General features: G+C 58.2%; 19 protein-coding genes. 12 read left to right on the top strand and 7 right to left on the bottom strand.

The features are described from left to right. The first annotated feature begins 257 nt into the window (after nucleotides 1–257). The 4 genes from INF61_RS08820 (at nucleotide 258) to INF61_RS08805 (ending at nucleotide 4716) form a co-directional block, all read left to right on the top strand. Nucleotides 258–1493 (top strand): MFS transporter, encoded by a 1236-nt coding sequence (locus INF61_RS08820; RefSeq protein ID WP_015571216.1) that lies wholly within the window; start codon nucleotides 258–260, stop codon nucleotides 1491–1493. A 15-nt stretch (nucleotides 1494–1508) separates the two neighbouring features. Beyond that, nucleotides 1509–2534, top strand: a complete 1026-nt coding sequence (locus tag INF61_RS08815) for a sugar phosphate isomerase/epimerase (protein WP_017382558.1) — start codon at nucleotides 1509–1511, stop codon at nucleotides 2532–2534. After that, complete coding sequence (locus tag INF61_RS08810) at nucleotides 2527–3669, top strand: Gfo/Idh/MocA family protein (protein WP_032652872.1); 1143 nt, start codon at nucleotides 2527–2529, stop codon at nucleotides 3667–3669. Before INF61_RS08815 ends, INF61_RS08810 begins: the two co-directional genes overlap by 8 nt. Before the next feature lie 75 nt (nucleotides 3670–3744). Continuing rightward, on the top strand, nucleotides 3745–4716 hold the full coding sequence (locus INF61_RS08805) for a LacI family DNA-binding transcriptional regulator (protein ID WP_015571213.1): 972 nt from the start codon (nucleotides 3745–3747) through the stop codon (nucleotides 4714–4716). Here the strand turns inward: INF61_RS08805 and INF61_RS08800 are convergent, their stop codons facing one another. Both INF61_RS08800 and INF61_RS08795 read right to left on the bottom strand, forming a co-directional pair. Next, nucleotides 4717–5961, bottom strand: coding sequence for a mechanosensitive ion channel family protein (locus INF61_RS08800; protein WP_015571212.1), 1245 nt, complete (start codon nucleotides 5959–5961; stop codon nucleotides 4717–4719). It lies immediately after the preceding gene. A 67-nt stretch (nucleotides 5962–6028) separates the two neighbouring features. Beyond that, entirely contained in the window at nucleotides 6029–7465 is a 1437-nt protein-coding gene (locus tag INF61_RS08795) for an MFS transporter (RefSeq protein WP_045344574.1), read from the bottom strand. A 107-nt stretch (nucleotides 7466–7572) separates the two neighbouring features. Between INF61_RS08795 and INF61_RS08790 the strand changes: the two genes are divergently transcribed. The 3 genes from INF61_RS08790 to INF61_RS08780 all read left to right on the top strand — a co-directional run bounded on the left by INF61_RS08790 (nucleotide 7573) and on the right by INF61_RS08780 (nucleotide 9179). Beyond that, nucleotides 7573–8442 (top strand): helix-turn-helix transcriptional regulator, encoded by an 870-nt coding sequence (locus INF61_RS08790; RefSeq protein ID WP_017382554.1) that lies wholly within the window; start codon nucleotides 7573–7575, stop codon nucleotides 8440–8442. A 139-nt stretch (nucleotides 8443–8581) separates the two neighbouring features. After that, nucleotides 8582–8911: a type II toxin-antitoxin system RelE/ParE family toxin gene (locus INF61_RS08785; protein ID WP_193547702.1), complete on the top strand. Its 330-nt coding sequence runs from the start codon at nucleotides 8582–8584 to the stop codon at nucleotides 8909–8911. Next, on the top strand, nucleotides 8892–9179 hold the full coding sequence (locus INF61_RS08780) for a helix-turn-helix transcriptional regulator (protein ID WP_015571209.1): 288 nt from the start codon (nucleotides 8892–8894) through the stop codon (nucleotides 9177–9179). The genes INF61_RS08785 and INF61_RS08780 overlap by 20 nt, the downstream gene beginning before the upstream one ends. A gap of 36 nt (nucleotides 9180–9215) precedes the next feature. On the opposite strand, the gene nfsB is transcribed toward INF61_RS08780, so the two are convergent. The 3 genes from nfsB to INF61_RS08765 all read right to left on the bottom strand — a co-directional run bounded on the left by nfsB (nucleotide 9216) and on the right by INF61_RS08765 (nucleotide 10938). Beyond that, on the bottom strand, nucleotides 9216–9869 hold the full coding sequence (nfsB, locus tag INF61_RS08775) for an oxygen-insensitive NAD(P)H nitroreductase (RefSeq protein WP_003858884.1): 654 nt from the start codon (nucleotides 9867–9869) through the stop codon (nucleotides 9216–9218). A gap of 120 nt (nucleotides 9870–9989) precedes the next feature. Further along, nucleotides 9990–10358, bottom strand: a complete 369-nt coding sequence (locus tag INF61_RS08770; protein ID WP_003858883.1) for an MmcQ/YjbR family DNA-binding protein — start codon at nucleotides 10356–10358, stop codon at nucleotides 9990–9992. Continuing rightward, nucleotides 10348–10938 (bottom strand): TetR/AcrR family transcriptional regulator, encoded by a 591-nt coding sequence (locus INF61_RS08765; RefSeq protein WP_128771797.1) that lies wholly within the window; start codon nucleotides 10936–10938, stop codon nucleotides 10348–10350. The genes INF61_RS08770 and INF61_RS08765 overlap by 11 nt, the downstream gene beginning before the upstream one ends. A 191-nt stretch (nucleotides 10939–11129) precedes the next feature. Between INF61_RS08765 and INF61_RS08760 the strand changes: the two genes are divergently transcribed. Together INF61_RS08760 and INF61_RS08755 are read left to right on the top strand one after the other, a co-directional pair. Then, a complete protein-coding gene (locus tag INF61_RS08760; RefSeq protein ID WP_063413637.1) occupies nucleotides 11130–12233 on the top strand; it encodes a RomA family MBL fold metallo-hydrolase in 1104 nt (367 codons plus the stop codon). Between the two features lie 32 nt (nucleotides 12234–12265). Further along, complete coding sequence (locus INF61_RS08755; protein WP_032670430.1) at nucleotides 12266–12607, top strand: RamA family antibiotic efflux transcriptional regulator; 342 nt, start codon at nucleotides 12266–12268, stop codon at nucleotides 12605–12607. A gap of 162 nt (nucleotides 12608–12769) precedes the next feature. On the opposite strand, the gene INF61_RS08750 is transcribed toward INF61_RS08755, so the two are convergent. Continuing rightward, entirely contained in the window at nucleotides 12770–14914 is a 2145-nt protein-coding gene (locus INF61_RS08750; protein WP_193547701.1) for a TonB-dependent siderophore receptor, read from the bottom strand. Between the two features lie 123 nt (nucleotides 14915–15037). Here INF61_RS08750 and INF61_RS08745 point away from each other — a divergent pair, with 123 nt between their 5' ends. Next, the gene (locus tag INF61_RS08745) at nucleotides 15038–16606 is read left to right on the top strand and encodes an alpha/beta hydrolase-fold protein (protein WP_045910684.1); all 1569 of its coding nucleotides are present in this window, start codon (nucleotides 15038–15040) and stop codon (nucleotides 16604–16606) included. Here INF61_RS08745 and INF61_RS08740 read toward each other — a convergent pair. Then, complete coding sequence (locus tag INF61_RS08740) at nucleotides 16592–16840, bottom strand: DUF1158 domain-containing protein (protein WP_192969443.1); 249 nt, start codon at nucleotides 16838–16840, stop codon at nucleotides 16592–16594. The two genes, INF61_RS08745 and INF61_RS08740, sit on opposite strands and share 15 nt — an antisense overlap. Before the next feature lie 488 nt (nucleotides 16841–17328). Here INF61_RS08740 and INF61_RS08735 point away from each other — a divergent pair, with 488 nt between their 5' ends. Both INF61_RS08735 and INF61_RS08730 read left to right on the top strand, forming a co-directional pair. Continuing rightward, nucleotides 17329–20037, top strand: coding sequence for a cation-transporting P-type ATPase (locus INF61_RS08735; protein ID WP_015571204.1), 2709 nt, complete (start codon nucleotides 17329–17331; stop codon nucleotides 20035–20037). 106 nt (nucleotides 20038–20143) lie between these two features. After that, nucleotides 20144–21208 carry an efflux RND transporter periplasmic adaptor subunit gene (locus tag INF61_RS08730; RefSeq protein WP_032671342.1) on the top strand — a complete coding sequence of 355 codons (1065 nt, stop codon included), beginning with the start codon at nucleotides 20144–20146 and terminating at the stop codon, nucleotides 21206–21208. The last annotated feature ends 8 nt before the right edge of the window (nucleotides 21209–21216 follow it).

Here is a 21216-nt window from a genome sequence, read left to right as displayed (position 1 = left end):
GGCCGGGGTGAGGGCACCAGACCGCACCACACTGCCCGCCTTCACGCCCGGTGGCGCTGCGCTTACCGGGCCTACATGTTCGGGGACGTTATTTAGTAGGTCGGGTAAGGCGCAGCCGTCACCCGGCACCTCCCCTTCACCGTTATCGTGACTCCCCTCCCAATTCTGTTTTGATCCAGAGGATCTTTGTTTTGTAATCGATTACTTTTCATTTGAGCGAATTTGTAATCGATTACTTTTTCCGGGTGAGGCTTATCATGGTGTCAACTGAGAGTAGTGAAAAGGCGATAACACAGCACCGGCTGCTGGTGCCGCGTCTGTCGCTGATGATGTTTCTGCAATTTTTTATCTGGGGTAGCTGGTCGGTCACGCTTGGCCTGGTGATGACCCGGCACAACATGTCTTTGCTGATTGGCGACGCGTTCTCTGCCGGACCCATCGCTTCCATTCTTTCGCCGTTCGTGCTCGGGATGCTGGTGGACCGCTTCTTCGCCTCGCAGAAGGTGATGGCGGTGATGCACCTCGCGGGCGCGGCGATCCTCTGGTTCGTGCCGGGGGCGCTGATTGCTGAGAACGGCGCGCTGCTGATTGGCCTGCTGTTTGGCTACACGCTCTGCTATATGCCGACGCTGGCGCTGACCAACAACATTGCGTTTCACAGTCTGGCGAACGTGGATAAAACCTTCCCGGTAGTGCGCGTGTTCGGCACCATCGGCTGGATCGCGGCGGGCATTTTCATCGGCGTCACCGGCGTGGCGTCCAGCGTCACCATCTTCCAGGTGGCGGCGGTCAGCTCCGTGTTGCTGGCGATCTACAGCCTGACGCTGCCGCACACGCCCGCCCCGGCGAAAGGCCTGCCGGTAAAGGTGCGGGATCTCTTCTGCGCGGACGCCTTCGCGCTGCTCAAAACCCGCCACTTCTTCGTCTTCTCCGTCTGCGCGATGCTGATCTCCGTCCCGCTCGGCACCTATTACGCCTACACCGCCTCGTATCTGGCGGATGCCGGCATTGCCGACGTCAGCACCGCCATGTCCTTCGGGCAGATGTCTGAGATCGTCTTCATGCTGGTTATTCCTCTGCTGTTCCGCCGCCTGGGCGTGAAATATATGCTGCTGATCGGCATGCTGGCGTGGTTTGTACGTTATGCCATGTTCGCGCTGGGCGTCAGCGAGGAGGGGCGCATTCTGCTGTATCTCGGCATTCTGCTCCACGGCGTCTGCTACGATTTCTTCTTTGTCGTCGGCTTTATCTACACCGACCGCGTGGCGGGCGAAAAGGTCAAAGGCCAGGCGCAGAGCATGATCGTGATGTTCACCTACGGTATCGGCATGCTGCTCGGCTCTCAGATTTCCGGCGCGCTCTACAACCGCCTGGTGGCAGGACAGACCGTGCCGCAGGCGTGGGTCACATTCTGGTGGATCCCGGCGGTGGCTGCCGCGGCGATCGCGCTAATTTTCCTTCTCACGTTTAAGTATGACGATGACAAGGCGTAACGTTCAGGAGGTGGTATGAGGACAATGAAAGGACCGGGCATTTTTCTGTCGCAGTTTATTGGCGGGGAAGCGCCCTTCAACACGCTCGACGGGCTGGCAGGATGGGCGGCGGGGAAGGGTTACAAAGCGGTGCAGATCCCCTGCAACCATCCGCATATTTTTGATGTGGAGAAAGCCGCAGAGAGTCAGGCCTACTGCGACGACATCACCGCCAGGCTGGCCGCGCATGGGCTGGTCATCAGCGAGCTGTCGACCCATCTGGAAGGGCAGCTTGTTGCGGTAAACCCGGTTTACAGCGAGGCGTTTGACCACTTCGCCCCTGCTTCCGTGCGGGGTAACGAGGCGGCGCGTCAGGCGTGGGCGACGGAAAAGCTGAAGCAGGCGGCGGTCGCCTCGGCCCGATTAGGCCTGAAAGCACACGCCACCTTCTCCGGATCGCTGGCCTGGCCGTTTTTCTACCCGTGGCCGCCGCACAACGAGCAGCGTTTTCAGGATGCATTCGGGGAGCTGGCAGCCCGCTGGCGGCCGATTCTGGATACCTTCGACGAGCAGGGCGTGGACGTCTGCTTTGAGCTGCATCCGGGGGAAGATCTGCACGACGGCGTCACCTTCGAGCGTTTTCTGGCGCTGGTCGATAACCATCCGCGCTGTAATATTCTCTACGATCCAAGCCATATGCTGCTCCAGCAGATGGACTATCTGACCTTTATTGATATCTACCATGCGCGCATTAAAGCGTTCCACGTGAAGGACGCCGAGTTCCGCCCCAGCGGGCGCAGCGGCGTCTACGGCGGCTACCAGCCGTGGATCAACCGCGCCGGACGCTTCCGCTCGCCCGGCGACGGACAGATCGACTTTAAGGGCATTTTCAGCAAGCTGACCCAGTACGACTACGACGGCTGGGCGGTGCTGGAGTGGGAGTGCTGCCTGAAGGATGGCGATACCGGCGCGAGTGAGGGCAGTGAATTTATCCGCCGTCATATCATCCCGGTTTCCGGACGGGCGTTTGATGATTTCGCCGCAGGGGGCAGCCATGATTAACGTCGGGATTATCGGCAGCGGGTTTATTGGCCCGGCGCATATCGAGGCGCTCAGGCGTCTCGGGTTTGTGCAGGTGGTCGCGCTCTGTGACGGCTCGCTCGTTAAGGCGCAGGAAAAGGCGCACCAGCTCAATGTGCCGCACGCCTGTGCCAGCGTGGAGGAACTGCTCGCGCTCCCTAATCTGCACGCGGTGCACAACTGCACGCCGAACCACCTGCACGCGGAGATTAACTGCCAGATCCTGCGTGCGGGCAAGCACGTGTTTTCCGAAAAGCCGCTGTGCATGACGCCGGACGAGGCGCGCGAGCTGGTGGCGCTGGCGGAGCAGGCAGGCGTGGTGCATGGCGTGAGTTTTGTCTATCGCCAGTTTGCGATGGTGCGCCAGGCGGCGAGCATGATGCGTGCGGGCAGCCTCGGGCGGCTGTTTGCCTCGCACGGCAGCTATTTACAGGACTGGATGCTGCTGGAAACCGACTACAACTGGCGGGTGGATGCCGCGCTCGGTGGCGCGTCGCGGGCGGTGGCGGATATCGGCTCCCACTGGTGCGATACGGTACAGTATGTGACCGGCAGGCGTATTACCGGGGTGATGGCTGATTTATCCACCGTCTGGCCGACGCGCAAGGCCAGCGCGGGCGGTCATCAGACCTTCTCCCATGACGAGCAGGCGGAGTATGAAGACAAACCGGTCACCACCGAAGACTTTGGCTCGGTGCTGTTCCGCTTTGACGACGGCAGCAAGGGCAGCTTTAGCGTCTCGCAGGTGAGCGCGGGGCGAAAAAATCGCCTGACCTTTGAAATTAACGGCAGCGAGCAGTCGGTGGCGTGGGATCAGGAAATCCCGCAGCAGCTGTGGGTCGGCCATCGCGCCAGGGCAAACCAGATACTCTGCGACGATCCGGGCCTGATGAACCGTGACGTGGCCGACAGCGCCCACTTCCCCGGCGGGCACATTGAAGGCTGGCCGGATGCCTTTAAAAATATGATGGCGCAGTTTTACCGTGCCGTGCAGGCGGGCGCGATGCCGGATAATCCGCAGTTTGCCACCTTCCACGATGGCGCCTGTGTGATGTATATCATTGATGCGATTATGAAAAGTCATCAGCAGCAGCGCTGGGTGCGCGTGGAATACTGACGCATTGCCCGGTTCGCCGGGCAATCAATTTATGGTAGCCTGCACAAAACGCTAACCGCAGGATGTATCGTCGCTATGTCAATTCAGAAAATCGCTCAACTGGCCGGGGTATCCGTGGCAACGGTCTCCCGCGTACTGAATAACAGCGATACCGTGAAGGCGAAAAACCGCGAGCGCGTTTTGCAGGCGATCCAGGAGAGTAACTATCAGCCCAATCTGCTGGCGCGTCAGCTGCGCACTGCCCGCAGCTATATGATCCTGGTGATGGTCTCGAACATCGCCAACCCGTTCTGCGCCGAAGTGGTGAAGGGCATTGAAGCCGAGGCAGAAAAGAACGGCTATCGCATTCTGCTGTGCAACTCCGGCTCGGATATTGAGCGCTCCCGCTCGGGCTTAAGCCTGCTCTCCGGCAAAATCGTCGACGGCATTATCACCATGGATGCGTTCTCGAAACTGCCGGAGCTGGCCGCGCTGATTGGCAACGCGCCGTGGGTGCAGTGCGCTGAATACGCCGATGCGGGCGCGGTCTCCTGCGTGGGGATTAATGATGTTGATGCCTCCCAGCACGTTGTCAGCCAGCTTGCCGACGGGGGACGCAAACGCATTGCGCTCATCAACCACGACCTCAGCTACAAATATGCCCGTCTGCGCGAGCGCGGCTATAAGAGCGTCATACACCTGCGGGATCTGGACTATCAGGCGGTGGAGTACGCCAGTGAGCTCAGCTCCGGTGCGGGCATGGCGGCGATGCAAAACCTGTTAAAAGCAAACCCGCCGGATGCGGTGTTTGCCGTTTCCGATACGCTGGCGGCGGGGGCGCTGCGCGCCATTCAGCAGGCAGGGCTGCGGGTGCCAGAAGATATCGCGGTGGTAGGCTTTGACGGCACTGAGCTGGCGGAGATGATTTCACTCACCACTATTGAACAGCCGTCGCGGGATATCGGGCGCAAGGCGGTCAATCTGCTGTTAAATAAGATCGACAACCCGGATGCGCCCACGGAAAGGGTCATGATGGACTGGCGCTTTATTTCCCGCGCCAGCTCCTGATTATCTGGCGATGACGCCAGCCAGCGAGCGAATATCGTTTCCGGTTGGCGACTGGTGAATACGCAGGCCAAATTCATCTACCACCGCGAAAATATGATCGAAGATGTCGGCCTGAATATCTTCGTATTCCGCCCAGATCACCGTGTTGGTAAAGGCATATATTTCAATCGGCAGCCCGTTGGCATCCGGCGCGAGCTGGCGCACCATCAGCGTCATATCTTTGCGAATGCGCGGGTGGTTACGCAGATATTCATTCAGGTAGGCACGGAAGGTGCCGATATTGGTCATCTTGCGCAGGTTTAATACCGATTCCCCTTCGCCGTTCTGCTGATTCCACAGGTTAATTTCCTCATGACGCGCCGCCAGATACGGCTTCAGCAGTTTCGCCTGAATCAGTTTCTGCTGCTCCTGCTCGTCGAGGAAATGAATGCTGGTGGTATCGATATTCAGGCTACGCTTGATGCGGCGACCACCGGAGGCGGACATGCCGCTCCAGTTGATGAACGCATCGGACACCAGCGCCCAGGTCGGGATGGTGGTGATGGTGTTATCGAAGTTGCGCACTTTAACGGTGGTCAGGCCGATGTCGGTCACCGTGCCGTTGGCGCCGTACTTCGGCATCTCCAGCCAGTCGCCGAGCTTGAGCATGTCGTTGGCGGAGAGCTGAATGCCCGCCACTAAGCCCAGTATCGGGTCTTTAAAGACCAGCATCAGAACGGCAGCCATCGCACCCAGGCCGCTTATCAGAATGGCGGGTGACTGACCGATCAGCAGGGAGATAATCAGTATCCCCACCAGAATGGCACTCACCAGCTTAACGCCCTGGAATATCCCCTTCAGCGGCAGCTGCGAGGCGGTAGCCATTTTCTGCGACAGATTGAAAATCACGTCCAGCAACGAGAAGAAGGAGAGCAGGGCATAAACCATCACCCACAATTTCGCGCAGGTGGTGAGTAATTCCGCCGCTTCGCTGCCTTTTTGCAGCCACAGAACCGCCTGAACGTTGACGATTATCCCCTGGAGGGTAAACGCCAGACGGTGAAATAATTTGTTCTGCGTAATGATCTGCAACCATAAATGACTGCTGGCCTGGGCGCGTTTCTCGAATGCGCGCAGCACCACTTTGTGCAGAATAAAATGAACGATAATGGCCGTAAGAAAAATAATACCAAAGATAATCACTAAAGAGGTGGTGTGATTAATTTCAATCCCTAACTCTTCAACCTGAGCAATTAATTCCTGCATAACGTCTCCTGTATTGATGCAGCCCCATAATGGCGGCTGCGGATCTATTATGCAAATTCAGGCAGTTTTATTTTGTCGCCGGACAGGCCTTGACGACCGGTAAACACAGACGATGACGCATACGCAGCGTGACCAGCGCCAGCACCACCATCATGGCCGTTTCCACCATCAGGAAGACGTTGACCGCCTGGGTATAATCTCCGTGATGATTTTGCAGCCCGTGCAGCAAAATCGCGCCGAAAATGGCCGGGCCAAGCCCCAGCGCAGCCTGTTGCAGCGTGCTTAAAATCGCGCTCGCGGCCCCCGCGTCGTCAGGCTGAATATCGCGCATCCCGATACGGTAGAAGCTGTTTACAATCAGCGCCTGCCCGTAACCCACCAGCCCGGTGGCTGGGGCCAGCGTCAGCGCGGTATTCTGCATTCCCCAGTGACGGAACGTGGCGATCAGCGCCACCAGGCCGACAAGCTGAATCGCAAGCCCGGTCAGCAGGATGGCGCTGGTGCTGTAGCGGGCAATCAGGCGTGGGGCGAACCAGGCAGAAATAAAATAGGTGACGCCAAGCGCGATAAAGCTGTTCCCGGACTGCCACGGCGCCATCCCCAGACCGCTTTGCATGGTCAGCGCCATACAGAACATGAACCCGGACCAGACGCTGAAAAAGAGTATCCCGATCAGCACGCCAAAGCGGATGCTGCGCAGCTGTAACAGGCGCGGCGCGATGAGCGGGTGGGCATTCTCACGCTCTTTTTTGCGCGCGTTCAGCACCATCAAACAGCCCAGCGGCACAATCGCCAGCAGTGCGGCCTTCAGCGGCCACGACCAGTGCCACTGCGGGCCGAGCGCCATCGGGAACAGCAGACAGCACAGTATTGCCGTCAGCAGGACAGTCCCGGTCCAGTCAATGCGCGACGGCGTGTCGCGGCGGGTTTCCGGCACGTAGCGACGGCTCAGCGCCAGCACCACCAGACAAATCGGCACGTTGATAAAGAAGGCGTTGCGCCAGCCCAGCCCGGCGATGTCCGCCGATACCAGCCAGCCGCCACCCATCTGGCCGACGATAAACGCAATTCCGCCGATACCCCCGAACAGGCTGATCGCTCTGGCGTGTGCCGTTCCTTTTAACGTCACATGCAACGTCGCGAGAATTTGCGGCATGATCAGCGCGGCGCCCGCACCCTGCATAATGCGCGCGCCAAGCAACTGTTCGATATTTCCCGCCATGCCGCACAGCAGTGAGGCCAGGCCAAAACACGCCACGCCCCACATAAACAGGCGACGGCGGCCAAGGTTATCGCCCAGCTTGCTGCCGGGGGCCAGGCAGACGGCAAAGGCCACGCCGTAGAGGGCGACAATCAGCTCCAGTTCGGTGGCGGTGGCGTGTAACGAATGGGTGATGGAATCCAGCGCCACGTTGGTGATTGAGGTATCAATCAGCGGCAGCATCTGGCCGGTTAACAGCAATATCAGGCCCGCACGACCCGGTGAAACAACTGACGTATTCATGGTGACTCCATTGCGTCAAACAGCGTAGAGTCGTAGCATCAACCATCTAATAAACGGGTACCAGTTCTTGCTTATACTGGTACTGACACTACCATGCAGGAGATGTTATGGCGCTGATGTCTGAACCTGTCACCTCTCTTCAGGATGACACCCGCAAGCAGCTGGGCGCGTTTTTGCGTGCCCGGCGCGAAAGCCTCGATCCGCAGCGGCTCGGCTTACCGCGCAGCGGCCGCCGCCGCACGCCGGGCCTGCGCCGGGAGGAGGTGGCGATGCTCGCGGATGTCGGCGTGACCTGGTACACCTGGCTGGAACAGGGCCGGGACGTCAATCCGTCCAGCGCGGTGATGGCCGCCATCGCAAAAGCGCTGCAATGCACCCCGACCGAAGCCCGGCATCTTTTTGTGCTCGCCGGTTTGCCGCCGGGCGAAGCCCCGCAGGCGGTGTGCTGCGAGGGGATCAGCGAAGGCACGCGTCGCCTGCTGGATACCCTGATGCCGAAACCTGCCAGTATTCAGAAACCGAATTTCGATATCGTGGCGTGGAACGACAGCTTCGGCCACCTGATGGGCGTCGATTTTAACGCCATCCCGCCGGAAGATCGCAACTGTATTTACCTGTTCCTCACCCATCCGGCGTGGCGCGCGCGGCTCGGCAAACGTGACGACGTGCTGCCGATTTTCGTCTCTTACTTCCGCGCGGCCATGGCTGAGCACCGGGGCGATCCGCTCTGGGAAGCGAAGCTGGCGCGTTTTTTTGCGGTGTCCGAAGAGTTTAAAACCCTGTGGCACCAGCGTAACGACGTGCGCGGCGTGGAGAACCAGCTCAAGCTGTTCACCCATCCCGAGCTGGGGGATTTTCATCTCCAGCAGATGTACTGGTACTCTGCGCCGCGAAACGGATCGCGGCTGCTGGTCTATTTACCCGTGGATGAGGCAGGGGAGAGGGCGATGGCGTGGCTGGCGGAGCAGGGGAAATAAGTTTTTTGCGAGGGGCTTTCAGGGAATCAACGCGGATCCGGTCCTGCCTGGAATAAGCTGGTAAGGTGAATCACGAAAGGCAAAATTAGCCTTTAATGCAAATTGCCTTACATGCTAATATTATCAGGGATGAAATACAGTGTTCAGACTTATCGTTCATGCGGCAGTCAGGGAGGAGATCCTCTCATTGCCTGAGGGAGTACAGGCGAAGCTGATTCGCCAGCTTGATAAATTACGCAACAACCCGACAGTATTGCGTGAACCTGACAGCAAACCCTTACCCAATGGTTTGTTCGAAATCCGAACCGTCGGGCTGATCCATACTCGTGGGATCTACGTTTATCAGCGGGAAAGAACCATTTTTCTGCTGCGGGTGTTTATCAAGAAGACGCAAAAAACGCCCTCTGCTGAACTCCGTCTGGCACTGAAACGACAACAGGAGATGTTGGATGAGCAAAAAGATTATTGACTGGGACGAACTCAGAGCTGAACTGTTAAGCGATTCAGAAGTTCAGGCTTCCTTTGATGCAGAAGAGCGCAAGGAACGCCTGCGGGAGATGCTGGCGCAATGGCGCAATCATGCTGGTCTGACGCGCGCCCAGGTGGCGGAGCGGATGGGCGTCAGCGCACCGACGGTATCACGAATGGAAGCAAATATTACCCGGGCGAGTCTCGATACATTAACGCGTTATGCGCTGGTGTGCGGGGTAAAGCATCCGCAGATAACGCTTTACTGAAAACGGGCACGCCGATAGCCGGCGTGCCAGAAGCGCTTAGCATTCAGTCACAATCGTGCTCAGCGGCAGGCGAGATTTCGGCAGCGTGGCGTTGAAATCTTCCACGCTGTGATGCCCGACCGGGACCACCACCAGGCTGGTGAAGCCTTTCTCTTTCAGGCCAAACTCTTCGTCGAGGATCGCGGCGTCAAACCCTTCGATGGGTACCGCATCCAGGCCCATAGCGGCCACGCCCAGCAGGAAGTTGCCGACGTTCAGGTAAACCTGCTTTGCCATCCACTGGTCGTCATCTTTCAGATCCACGCGGTGCATGTCGGCAAAATAGCAGCGGCCTTTGTGGTTCGCGGCTTTTGCTTCTGGCGTGGCGAAACGGCCGTCAGCCTCTTCCTGATCGACAACGCGCTCAAGCCAGGCATCGTCCATCGCGGTTTTCGCGCAGAACACCACCACGTGAGAGGCATCCAGCATTTTGCGTTCGTTAAACACATAGGTGCCCGCCGCGGATTTTGCCACGCGCGCTTTACCCTCTTCAGTGCTGGCAACAATAAAGTGCCACGGCTGGGAGTTGGTGCTGGACGGGCTGTATTGCAGCAGCGTTTTGATTTTTTCCGCTTCTTCTGCGGTCAGTTTTTTGGCTGGGTCGAACGCCTTGGTAGAGTGGCGTTTCAGGGCGACAGAAATAATATCCATAACAACTCCTGGTGATGAAATTCGCCCGCGGGCGGGCGTGAAAGGAAAGCAGATTACCGCGCGAAGCGGGAAAAGATAAGTGCGATTCGAGCGCTTATTCTGTTCGTCTCAGACGAACAATCAGGCTGGCCGAATCCACTTCTGATCTTTTTTCGGCAGTTTATCAACGACCAGATTCCACGAATCCGTAATCAGGTCGGTGACCAGTTCAGGCGTGATGTCGTCCGTGCCATAAAGTGAGATCCAGTGTTTTTTATTCAGATGGTAACCGGGCTCCACGCCACGGTAGATCTGCTGATTGAGCAGCGATTTTTCCGGATCGGATTTCAGGCTGACGTGGGCCCGACCATGTGCGGTCGCCATCAGCATAAAAATTTTCCCGCCCACCTTAAACACGTCATACTCCGGGCCAAACGGCCAGCAATGTTCGGTAAAAGGCATCTCCAGCGCGACGCGTCTGGCATGTTCCTGCAAGGATTTACTGTCCATGGTTATCTTCCTCAGCAAGCCCGCGCCACATGGCTTCAAAGCCCAGCGCTTTAAAATCGACGGCACGGGACGGATCGCGCGCGGCAAACTCCATGGTGGTTTCAGCCAGCGATAAGAATATTGCATCACCGAAGGTCTTAAACTCGTCAGACATAAACACTGGGCGGATCGAACGACGACACAGTTCATGCAGTTCCGGGAACATGTCTTTCACCGCCTGCTCGGTTTCGGCGTTCAGCTTTTCACTGACGCCAATCTGGCGGATAGCCGCATGCGCCAGGGGGTTACGAATGCCCCAGTCTACATAGCTGTTCCAGATATTGCGGGTATGCTCTTTTGGCTCGGTGATGGTGCGATCGAGATTCGCCAGCATGGTCTGGCAGAGATCCTGCTTCAGATGCAGGTAGAGGGCATTCAGCAGATCGTCTTTGGTAGCAAAGTAGCGAAACAGTGTCCCTTCAGCGACGCCCGCATTACGGGCAATTAACGCCGTTGAGGCGGCAATACCTGACTGCGCAAACGCAGCCGTTGCTGCTTCCAGTAAGGCCTGTTTTTTATCTTCACTCTTCGGACGTGCCACTAAATTTTTCCTCCCGTCAATTGTAAAAGCCCTGATTGAAACACGAGCCTTGATACGCTGCAACGCGGAATGTCAAAGAACGAAAACCTTCTTGACGGCGTAATCATCCTATCTATAATGAGTGCTTACTCACTCATAATCAAGTGTCACCCGCGCAAACCATCGGATGGGGCGCGTAGGCGGGTCAGGAAATGAAAAAGCCTCTATTCATCTGCGTGGTGTTAGTCATGATTATTGCTTCAGCTGCCAGTTTACCGTTTGTACTGAATGCCGGATTTGGCCAGCCACCGCAGGGTGCGCAGCTCTCTGAAGTGGAAGCCTCTCCGCACTATCGCGACGGGCAATTCCATAACACGCTCCCTACGCCGGGCTTTACCGGGCAACAAAATATGCTGGTGGCGTGGTGGCAGTTCCTTACCCGTAAAACCGAAAACGCCCGTCCTGCGCAGCCGCTGCCGCTGGTGAAAACCGATCTGGCGAGCCTGTCGCCTGAACAGGACACGCTGGTGTGGCTCGGCCACTCCTCCTGGTATATGCAGCTGGCGGGGAAACGCATCCTGATCGATCCGGTTCTGAGTAGCTACGCCGCACCGTTCTCCTTCCTCAATAAAGCGTTTGCGGGGGAGTACCCGTGGCGTGCGGAGAGCATGCCGGAGATCGACCTGCTGATTATCTCCCACGATCACTATGACCATCTGGATTACGCCACCATCAAGGCGCTGCTGCCGAAGGTTAAGCGCGTGGTCACCCCGCTGGGCGTGGGGTCGCATCTGCGCTACTGGGGGATGAACCCTGAGATTATCGACGAGCGGGACTGGAACCAGTCGGTGTATATCAGCGATACGCTGACGATTCACGTTCTGCCGGCGCGCCATTTTTCCGGGCGCGGCATTAAGCGTAACCAGACCCTGTGGGGCAGCTTTATGTTTGTCACCCCAGAGCGAAAGGTCTACTACAGCGGAGACTCCGGTTACGGCCCGCACTTCAAAGCGATTGGCGAGCAGTTTGGCGGAGTTGACTTAGCCATCATGGAAAACGGCCAGTACGACCAGGACTGGAAGTACATCCATATGCACCCGGCAGAAACGGCGCAGGCCTCGGCAGATCTCAATGCCAAAGCGGTCGTACCGGGACATAACGGGCGTTTTGTGCTGGCGAAACATACCTGGAACGATCCACTGATCCAGCTGGCGAAAGCCAGTAAGGATAAAAACTACCGGCTGCTGACGCCGGAGCTGGGCGAGCCCGTGCGGGTGAGTGATACCACGCAACAATTTCGCGAGTGGTGGGAATAATGTTTAAGCGAGAAGCAGAGGGGGAGAGCAGTATGACGATTTCCGCTCAGGTCATTGATACGATTGTCGAATGGATTGATGACAATCTACACCAGCCGTTACGCATCGAAGAGATTGCCCGCCATGCGGGTTACTCAAAATGGCATTTACAGCGGCTGTTTATGCAGTACAAAGGCGAAAGTCTGGGGCGCTACATCCGCGAACGCAAGCTGCTGATGGCGGCGCGCGATCTGCGTGAGTCAGACGAGCGCGTGTACGATATCTGCCTGCGCTACGGGTTTGACTCGCAGCAGACGTTTACCCGCATCTTTACCCGCACCTTCAACCAGCCGCCCGGGGCGTATCGCAAAGAGAATCACCGCCAGACACATTGAAATTGACGACATCCAGGCCGGGTAAGGCGTAGCCGCCACCCGGCTTTTTTGTGTGCACGGTGCCTTTAAGTTGCCCGGTGGCGCTGCGCTTACCGGGCCTACAACACATCGTATAGCGCGGACATCCAGGCCGGGTAAGGCATAGCCGCCACCCGGCTTTAACTACCAGCTGTAATTCACCGTCGCCGTCACCGTCCGGCCAATCCCGTAGAAGCACGCCGTATCGCTTGCGCATGACGCCACATACTTCGTGTCTGCCACGTTATTGACGTTGAACTGCACGCTTGCCCCTTTCAGGCTGCGGTTCATCTCGCCCAGATCGTAGCGCAGCATCGCGTCATACAGATCCACCGATGGCACCTTGAAGGTGTTCTTCGCATCGCCGTAGCTGGTGCCGATGTAGCGCATCCCCACGCCAGCGGTCAGGCTCTTCAGCGCTCCGCCCGGAACGGAATAGCTGGCGAACGCCGATGCCATATGCGCTGGAATGCGCGCAGGCGTTTTGCCTTCAGTTCCCGCCACCGTGGTGCTTTTGGTTTTCGCATCGGTGTAGGTGTAGGAGCCAATCAGGTTGATGTTATCCATCAGCGTGGCGTGGATTTCCGCTTCGGCGCCTTTCGAACGCACCTTGCCCGCATTTTCGAACCAGCCTTCAGCGCTGTTATAGGTCGCGACGTTGTCCTGAGTTAAATCGTATAGCGCGAGGGTCATCAGCGTGGTGTCGACCGGCTGATATTTCACGCCAATCTCGGTCTGCTCCCCGGTAGTAGGCCTGAATGGCGCAACGCCCGGCGCACGGTTGGTTTGCAGGTTCGGTTCAAACGAGGTGCTGTAGCTGATGTACGGCGACAGGCCAGAATCAAACGCGTACAGCAGGCCAGTGCGCCAGGTAAATTTGCTGTCGTTCTGCTGGGTTAAGCTGTTATCGGTGAAGTCGTTGGTACGCACTTCGCTCCAGTCGTAGCGCCCGGAAACCAGCCACTCCCAGTTGTTCCAGCTCATCTGATCCTGAAGATACAGGCCCATCTGGTCGAGATTTTGCTGCTCGTCGGTGGCCGTTTTGAAGGTACTTTCATCCACGTTCACGCCGTAAACCGGGTTTGTCCAGTCGAGGTCATACTGTGAGCCGCTCCCGCGCGCCAGCAGCTGTTTATCCTTACTGGTCTTGTAATCAAACCCGCCGAGCAGGGTGTGGTTGACGCTTCCGGTCTCCAGCAGATATTCCAGCTGGTTATCAAGGCCAAATTCGTTGGTCGTGCGCTCTTCACGCTGGGCGCGACGGGTCAACACCGTGCTGTTGGCCGCGCTGTTGGTGTAAACCAGATAACGATATTTCTGCTTGATGGTGGCGTAACGGGCGTTCTGGCGGAAGGTGAGGTTGTCGGCGAACTGGTGTTCCAGCTCGTAGCCAATCATCGTCTGCTCGCGCCAGGATTGATTGTAATTCGGATCGCTGACGTTAAAGTCGCGCGGGATGTACTTCCCGTCGGCGCTTTTCACCGTGCCATACGCGGGCAGGAAGTTGCGGTATCCGGCATCCGGATCTTTCTGGTAGCTGGTCAGCAGCGTAAAGCGGGTCTGATCGTTCGGGTACCAGGTGATCGCCGGGGCGATCGCCATCCGCGTCTCTTTATAATCGTCCACCTGATTATGCTGCGTACGGGCGATACCGTTCACGCGATACAGCACGCGGCCGTCGTCGCTCAGCTTGCCGCCGAAATCAAACGCACCTTCGGCGAGATCGTTATTGCCGGTGCGGAACTGCACGTTGTGAATGGCCTCCGCCGTCGGGCGCTTGCTGGTCATGCTGATTAATCCGCCCGGATTCACCTGTCCAAACAGCACCGACGCCGGGCCGCGCACCAGCTCCACGCGCTCCAGCAGCCACGGGTCAACTGTGCCCGTCTGTGAGGAAGCCGTTGCGCCAAAGCTTAAGCCGTCGAGGAATTTCGGCACGTAGCTAAAGCCGCGCACAAACACCTCGTCGTTACGGTTAGACGAGCCCCGGTACTCGGTAAACACGCCCGCCGAGTAGCGCAGCGCCTGCGAAACGGAGGTGACGTCCTGCATGTTCATCTGATCGCGGGTGATCACCGATACCGACTGCGGCGTCTTCACGATCTCCGCGCTGGTCTTGGTGGCGGAGAGCGTTTTCGTCGCCACAATGCCTTTTACGGGCGCAGTGGGCTCTTCACTCACGCCCTGCGTCACCGTAATCGTTTCTTCTTTCGTTTCTGCCTGAGCCGCGACGCTGGTCGTCGCCAGACTCAGCAGCCAGAGCTGCATTATCTTATTATTTTTAAACATTTTTATTGAACGTCCTTGGTTGCTATCGCCATAAAAACACCGGTAAAACGCCGTTGATGATATTGCAAATTATTACCATTTGCATTAGCGTTGTTAACAAATTTCGTTGGGGAACAAGCGGTAATGAAGAGGGTATGGAGTGGGTTGCTGCTGGGGATCGGCGCGCTGCCCGCCGTGGCGGCAACGTGCGAGCAGTCGTCCCGGCAGGGCGATGTTCAGGGAAAGTTTGATGCCAGCGGCGAAGTCTGCTTCTCCCTGCCCGAGCTGGATGAAAATTACGTTTCCGCCACGCTGCATGGCGTGACGGATGCGCGCCTGCTGGATGGGCAAAACCGTCGCATCCGCACGCTGATCGAAAACGGTCCTGCGGACGGGGAACACACGCTGCTGTTTGCCCTGCCGGTGAAACAGAACACCTCGCTGGTGCTACACGGCGAAGCTGGCAAGCCGTGGCGTTTTCAGTGGCGGATGAAAGAGACCTCTCCGTTACCACGCGTGCAGATGCTGGCGCCAGAAAGCCCGACGCTGAAGGCGCTGGCAAACGTCATTTCTGCCGGTGGAAGTACCGAGGCGTTCTGGCAGGCGCAGCGTCGACAGGGAACGCCGATGGTGGAGCCGGTAGATGCGAGCCATAAGCGGGTGACCTTTCTGTGGCGCGGCGCGCGGGATAACGTCTTCATTCTCGGCTCTCCGGCGGGGGATCACGATCCGCTGTTCCGTCTGGGCAACAGCGACGTCTGGTTCCGCAGCTACGTGGTCCCCGCTGATACGGTGATGCAGTACAAGCTCGCCCCCGATGTGCCGATCGTTGAAGGCTCTGCCCGCGATCAACGCCGCGCCATCCTGGTAAGCGCGCAGGCCGATCCGCTTAACCCGAATAGCTTTGGGGAGCAGAAGACCGATCGCTGGAATCGCTATTCTCTGCTCGATCTCAGCCCGGCGCGCTACTGCTCCGTTCGGGCTACGGCACAGCCGCTGTTACACGGGACGTTGAGCCGCCAGAGGCTGAGCAGCAACATCCTCGGCAATGCCCGCGACGTGATGATCTACCAACCGCGCGGCGCACAGCCTGCACGCTGGACGCTCATCCTTTTCGACGGACAGGTTTATCAGGACGAATACCATTTTGCCAACGTGCTGGACGGTCTGATTGCCCGACATCACCTGCCTCCGATTAACGTGGTGTTTATCGACAGCCTCGATCACGCCCGTCGCGGCAACGAGCTGCCGCCGAACCCGGATTTTGCTGACTTTATGGCGCACGAGCTGCTGCCGTGGCTGCGGGGGAAGGGCATCGGCATGCAGCGGCAGAAAACCGTACTGGCAGGATCAAGCTACGGGGGAATTGCCTCTTCATGGGTGGCGCTGCGCTATCCGCGCCTGTTTGGCAACGTGCTGAGCCTTTCCGGTTCTTACTGGTGGGCGCCGGAAGGTGACGCTCCCGGCTGGCTGACGCGCCAGTACCAACAGTCTCCACCGTATCCGGTGCGTTTCTGGTTACAGGCCGGGAAGTTTGAAACCACGGGGCCGGGCGGCGGCATCTATCGCACCACGCAGGATTTTGAACAGGTGCTGAGGAAAAAAGGCTATCGCGTCAGCTTCCACCCCTCATCCAGCGGCCACGACTACGCGGCCTGGTGTGAAGCGCTGATCCACGGGATGCGCGATCTCACTGGCTTACGACGCCAGTGAAAACCAGCAGCGCCAGATGAAACGCAGGATAAAGAATTCGATGGCGCCGAGCACCAAAAACCACAGACAGAACAGAATGGTGTACAGCTGATTCAGATCGACCATATGAAAGGTCTGAACCAGCTTCTGCGCCAGCACCAGACCCAGCGACGGCGCGGGTAAAAGCAGGCAGGAGAGCAGGGCCATCAGCAAAATGCCCCCTGCGGTGAGCAGCGATTCTAACGGGTGTTTCATCGTAATGTTAATCGTCAGTTAAAAATGTCATTGTCCGGCATCCTGAAACGTAAAGCAATATCATCCCCGCTGGCAAAATTGGGTAAAAGGCCACCGTTATTCTGCGAATTAATAACAGAAAATAGATAATATTTTCGGGGCGATTAAATTAATATCGCGTTATGTAAATAAACGTCTTTCTCACGAAAATAATTTTACAAAGCTATAGGTGCTATATCCAATTAACGTCGCAATAACAATGGCTGCGACAATGTATAACGCCAGACGCCGTCCGCGATAAATACCAAACATGCTTCCTCCTCGTTTAGTGTTGGTTTAGAAATATTTTGTAAAAATCAACGCGTCGAAATAATTTTAATCAGTTTTGAATAACCGGGTAGTCAATATATTGCGGTAGATCAATTTAACCCGCAAGACTTAAAAATGAATTATTTAAAGCCAGAAAGGAATTCCGGCTTCCGTCCACCGGATATTGAAGGAAAAATACCATGACCAAAAAAAATTTCTCGCAGAATATGCCACCCGCAGGCGGGCAGGCGTACCAGCAGACCGTAGAGCAGGTGCTTGCTCAGGCGCAGAGCCAGGCTAATGGCCTGGACCGTGCCGAGGCGCAGGCGCGTTTACAGAAGCATGGCCCGAACGCGCTGCCGGAGAAAAAAGGCAAGCCGGGCTGGCTGCGTTTTCTCGCGCATTTTAACGATGTCCTGATTTACGTCCTGCTGGCAGCCGCCGTATTAACGGCAGTAATGGGACACTGGGTTGATACGCTGGTTATTCTGGGCGTGGCGGTAATCAATGCCTTAATTGGCCACATTCAGGAAAGTAACGCGGAAAAATCCCTGAAGAGTATTCGCAATATGCTCTCCAGCGAGGCGCGCGTTATTCGTAACGGCAACCATGAAACTATCCCGACGACGGAAATCGTCCCGGGCGATATTATTGTGTTGCGTGCAGGAGATCGTATACCGGCGGATATGCGCTTAATCGAAGCGCATAATTTACGCGTGGAAGAGGCAATTCTGACCGGTGAATCCACCGTGGTGGATAAACACACGAGCCCGCTGAACGGCGAATTACCGCTGGGCGACCGCACGAACCTGGTCTTTTCCGGTACGACGGTCAGCGCGGGCGGCGGCGTGGGTGTGGTCATTGCCACGGGCCAGGAGACCGAACTCGGCCACATCAACCAGATGATGGCGGGCATTGAAAAACACCGCACCCCGCTGCTGGTGCAGATGGACAAGCTGGGCAAAGCGATCTTCGCCATCATTCTGGCGATGATGGCCGCGCTGTTTGTCTTCAGCCTGGTGTTCCGCGAAATCCCGATGGGCGAGCTGCTGCTCTCCCTGATTAGCCTGGCGGTAGCCTCCGTACCGGAAGGTCTGCCAGCGATTATCTCCATCATCCTCTCGCTGGGCGTACAGGCGATGGCGCGCAAGCGGGCGATTATCCGCAAGCTGCCGACGGTTGAAACCCTGGGCGCGATGACCGTGGTCTGCTCGGATAAAACCGGCACCCTGACCATGAACGAAATGACGGTTAAAGCCATCATCACCGCAGACACCTGCTACCGCGTGGACGGCAACAGCTACGAGCCGGTGGGCAACATCTACCTCGAAGGCAGCGACGAGCCGGTGCAGATCCAGCCGGGCACTGTGCTGGAGCAGTACCTGCGCACCATCGACCTGTGTAACGACAGCCAGCTGATTCAGGACGAGCGTGGCCTGTGGGGCATCACCGGCGGGCCAACCGAGGGCGCGCTGAAGGTGCTGGCGGCCAAGGCCCACCTCGAGCCGGTCGTGACCACGCTGGTTAACAAGATCCCGTTCGACTCTCAGTACAAGTACATGAGCACCCACTACCAGATTGGCAGTGAGGAGCAGATTTTGATTACCGGCGCGCCGGACGTGATTTTCGCCCTGTGTGAGCAGCAGCAGACCCGCAACGGTGCGCAAGCCTTTGACCGCGCGTACTGGGAAACGGAGATGGAGCGCTATGCGCGTCAGGGGCTGCGCATGGTCGCCGCGGCGTTCAAGCCAGCGAACGGCGAGCAGGCATTAACTCACGACGACCTGAGCCACGGTCTGATCTTCCTCGGCATTGCCGGGATGATGGATCCGCCGCGTCCGGAAGCGATTGAGGCGATTAACGCCTGCCAGCAGGCGGGGATCCGCGTGAAGATGATCACCGGGGATCACCCGCAGACGGCGATGAGCATCGGCCAGATGCTGGGGATCACCAACAGCGAGCAGGCGGTTACCGGCTACCAGCTGGAGAAGATGGACGACGCCGAGCTGGCGGAAGCGGCGGTGAAGTATGACATCTTCGCCCGTACCAGCCCGGAGCATAAGCTGCGCCTGGTGAAAGCGTTGCAGGACAAAGGCGAAATCGTCGGCATGACCGGTGACGGCGTGAACGATGCCCCGGCGCTGCGCCAGGCGGACGTGGGTATCGCGATGGGCATCAAAGGCACGGAAGTGACCAAAGAGGCGGCGGACATGGTCCTGACGGACGATAACTTCGCCACCATCGCCAGCGCGGTAAAAGAGGGGCGTCGCGTTTACGACAACCTGAAGAAGACCATCCTGTTCATCATGCCGACCAACCTGGCGCAGGGGCTATTGATTGTGATTGCGCTGCTGGCGGGGAACATCATTCCGCTGACGCCAGTGCTGATCCTGTGGATGAACATGGCGACCTCCGCCACGCTCTCCTTCGGCCTGGCCTTCGAGGCCGCCGAGCGCAACATTATGCGCCGCCCGCCGCGTCAGACCGGGCAGCACGTGATGGACGCCTACGCCGTCTGGCGCGTGGCCTTCGTCGGCACCATGATTGCCATCGCCGCCTTTGCGCTGGAAGCCTGGCTGGCCCCGCGCGGCCACAGCGCGGAGTTCATCCGCACCGTGCTGTTGCAGATGCTGGTCTGCGCCCAGTGGGTATACATGATTAACTGCCGCAATACCGACGGGTTCTCCCTGAACCGCGGCCTGCTGGCGAACAAAGGGATCTGGCTGGTAACGGGCGTACTGTTCCTGCTCCAGGCGGCGATCATCTACCTGCCGTTTATGCAGATGCTGTTCGGCACCGAAGCGCTGCCGCTGCGCTACTGGTTCGTGACGCTGGCGGTGGCGGGCGTGATGTTCTTCGTCGTCGAAATCGAGAAGCGACTGACCCGCAGGTTCCGTAAGGCTGCATAACCTTTTGCCCTCACCCTAACCCTCTCCCACAGGGAGAGGGAACTCTGCCCCCCCTCTCCCTGTGGGAGAGGGCCGGGGTGAGGGAAAACAACGCCGAGGTACTCCCATGAAATTCCCACTCCTGTTCGCGCTCCTCGCCTGCACCCTGCCACCCGCATTCGCCGCGGCCATTCCCGTGCGTGTCGCCACCGTGGAGCAGACCGCCCACGCCGCCGAGCGTCAGATCCCGGGTCGCATTGAAGCTATCCACACCGTTGAACTGCGCGCCCGCACGGAAGGCGTCATCACCAGAATCCACTTCCGCGACGGGCAGTACGTGAAAAAAGGCGACGTGTTGTTCGAACTGGACGACGCCGAGCCGCGCGCCGCCCTGCGTCTGGCGCAGGCCGAAGTGAGAAGCGCCGAAGCCACGCTGCGTCAGGCGCAGCAGCAGCTTTCCCGCTTCGAAAGCCTGGGCAGCAGCAACGCCATCAGCCGCCACGACGTGGACAACGCCCGCATGCAGCGCGACGTAGCGAGCGCCGCGCTGGAGCAGGCGAAAGCCCGGCTCGACACCCGCAGCGTCACCCTCAACTACACGCGTATTATTTCACCGATTGACGGGCGCGTGGGGCACAGCAACTTTCACGTCGGCAGCCTGGTGAATCCTGCCAGCGGTGTGCTGGTGGAGGTGGTGCAGCTCGATCCCATCCGCATTGCCTTTGCGCTGGAAGAGGGCACGTTTGCCACTAAAGCCGGACAGCATGCGGATATCAGCGCCATGAAGCAGGCCTGGCAGGCGCTGATTGACAGCAACGGCCAGCGCATCAGCGGGGAACTCACCTCCGTGGACAACCGCATCGACCCGCGCACCGCCAGCGTGATGCTGCGCGCCGAGTTCGCCAACCCGCGCCATCAGCTGCTGCCCGGCGGCAACGTGAACGTCTACCTGCGTCCGTCAAGTGAGCAACCAGTGCTGACCCTGCCCGCCGCTGCCGTACAGCAGAATGGCCACGGGTTCTTCGCATGGGTGGTTAACGCCGAGGATAAAGCCGAAATGCGTCCGCTGAAGGTCGCCGGACAGATCGGCCAGCAGTTCCAGATTGCCTCCGGCCTGAAGCCCGGTGAGCGAGCGATTACTGACGGTGCGCAGCGCGTGCAGCCAGGCGTTGCCGTCCAGATACTGAATTAAGGAGCCAT

Origin of the sequence: Enterobacter cloacae complex sp. P18RS (assembly GCF_014982105.1) — a bacterium.
GTDB lineage: Bacteria > Pseudomonadota > Gammaproteobacteria > Enterobacterales > Enterobacteriaceae > Enterobacter > Enterobacter hormaechei_C.
This window is presented reverse-complemented; position numbering and strand designations above follow the sequence as displayed.

Coding starts and splice junctions, on each gene's coding strand:
- INF61_RS08815 (WP_017382558.1), top strand. CDS start 1,509: ATGAGGACAATGAAAGGACCGGGCATTTTTCTGTCGCAGTTTATTGGC.
- INF61_RS08820 (WP_015571216.1), top strand. CDS start 258: ATGGTGTCAACTGAGAGTAGTGAAAAGGCGATAACACAGCACCGGCTG.
- INF61_RS08770 (WP_003858883.1), bottom strand. CDS start 10,358: ATGGACAGTAAATCCTTGCAGGAACATGCCAGACGCGTCGCGCTGGAG.
- INF61_RS08755 (WP_032670430.1), top strand. CDS start 12,266: ATGACGATTTCCGCTCAGGTCATTGATACGATTGTCGAATGGATTGAT.
- INF61_RS08800 (WP_015571212.1), bottom strand. CDS start 5,961: ATGCAGGAATTAATTGCTCAGGTTGAAGAGTTAGGGATTGAAATTAAT.
- INF61_RS08790 (WP_017382554.1), top strand. CDS start 7,573: ATGGCGCTGATGTCTGAACCTGTCACCTCTCTTCAGGATGACACCCGC.
- INF61_RS08780 (WP_015571209.1), top strand. CDS start 8,892: ATGAGCAAAAAGATTATTGACTGGGACGAACTCAGAGCTGAACTGTTA.
- INF61_RS08760 (WP_063413637.1), top strand. CDS start 11,130: ATGAAAAAGCCTCTATTCATCTGCGTGGTGTTAGTCATGATTATTGCT.
- INF61_RS08730 (WP_032671342.1), top strand. CDS start 20,144: ATGAAATTCCCACTCCTGTTCGCGCTCCTCGCCTGCACCCTGCCACCC.
- INF61_RS08810 (WP_032652872.1), top strand. CDS start 2,527: ATGATTAACGTCGGGATTATCGGCAGCGGGTTTATTGGCCCGGCGCAT.
- INF61_RS08735 (WP_015571204.1), top strand. CDS start 17,329: ATGACCAAAAAAAATTTCTCGCAGAATATGCCACCCGCAGGCGGGCAG.
- INF61_RS08805 (WP_015571213.1), top strand. CDS start 3,745: ATGTCAATTCAGAAAATCGCTCAACTGGCCGGGGTATCCGTGGCAACG.
- INF61_RS08750 (WP_193547701.1), bottom strand. CDS start 14,914: ATGTTTAAAAATAATAAGATAATGCAGCTCTGGCTGCTGAGTCTGGCG.
- INF61_RS08740 (WP_192969443.1), bottom strand. CDS start 16,840: ATGAAACACCCGTTAGAATCGCTGCTCACCGCAGGGGGCATTTTGCTG.
- INF61_RS08745 (WP_045910684.1), top strand. CDS start 15,038: ATGAAGAGGGTATGGAGTGGGTTGCTGCTGGGGATCGGCGCGCTGCCC.
- nfsB (WP_003858884.1), bottom strand. CDS start 9,869: ATGGATATTATTTCTGTCGCCCTGAAACGCCACTCTACCAAGGCGTTC.
- INF61_RS08795 (WP_045344574.1), bottom strand. CDS start 7,465: ATGAATACGTCAGTTGTTTCACCGGGTCGTGCGGGCCTGATATTGCTG.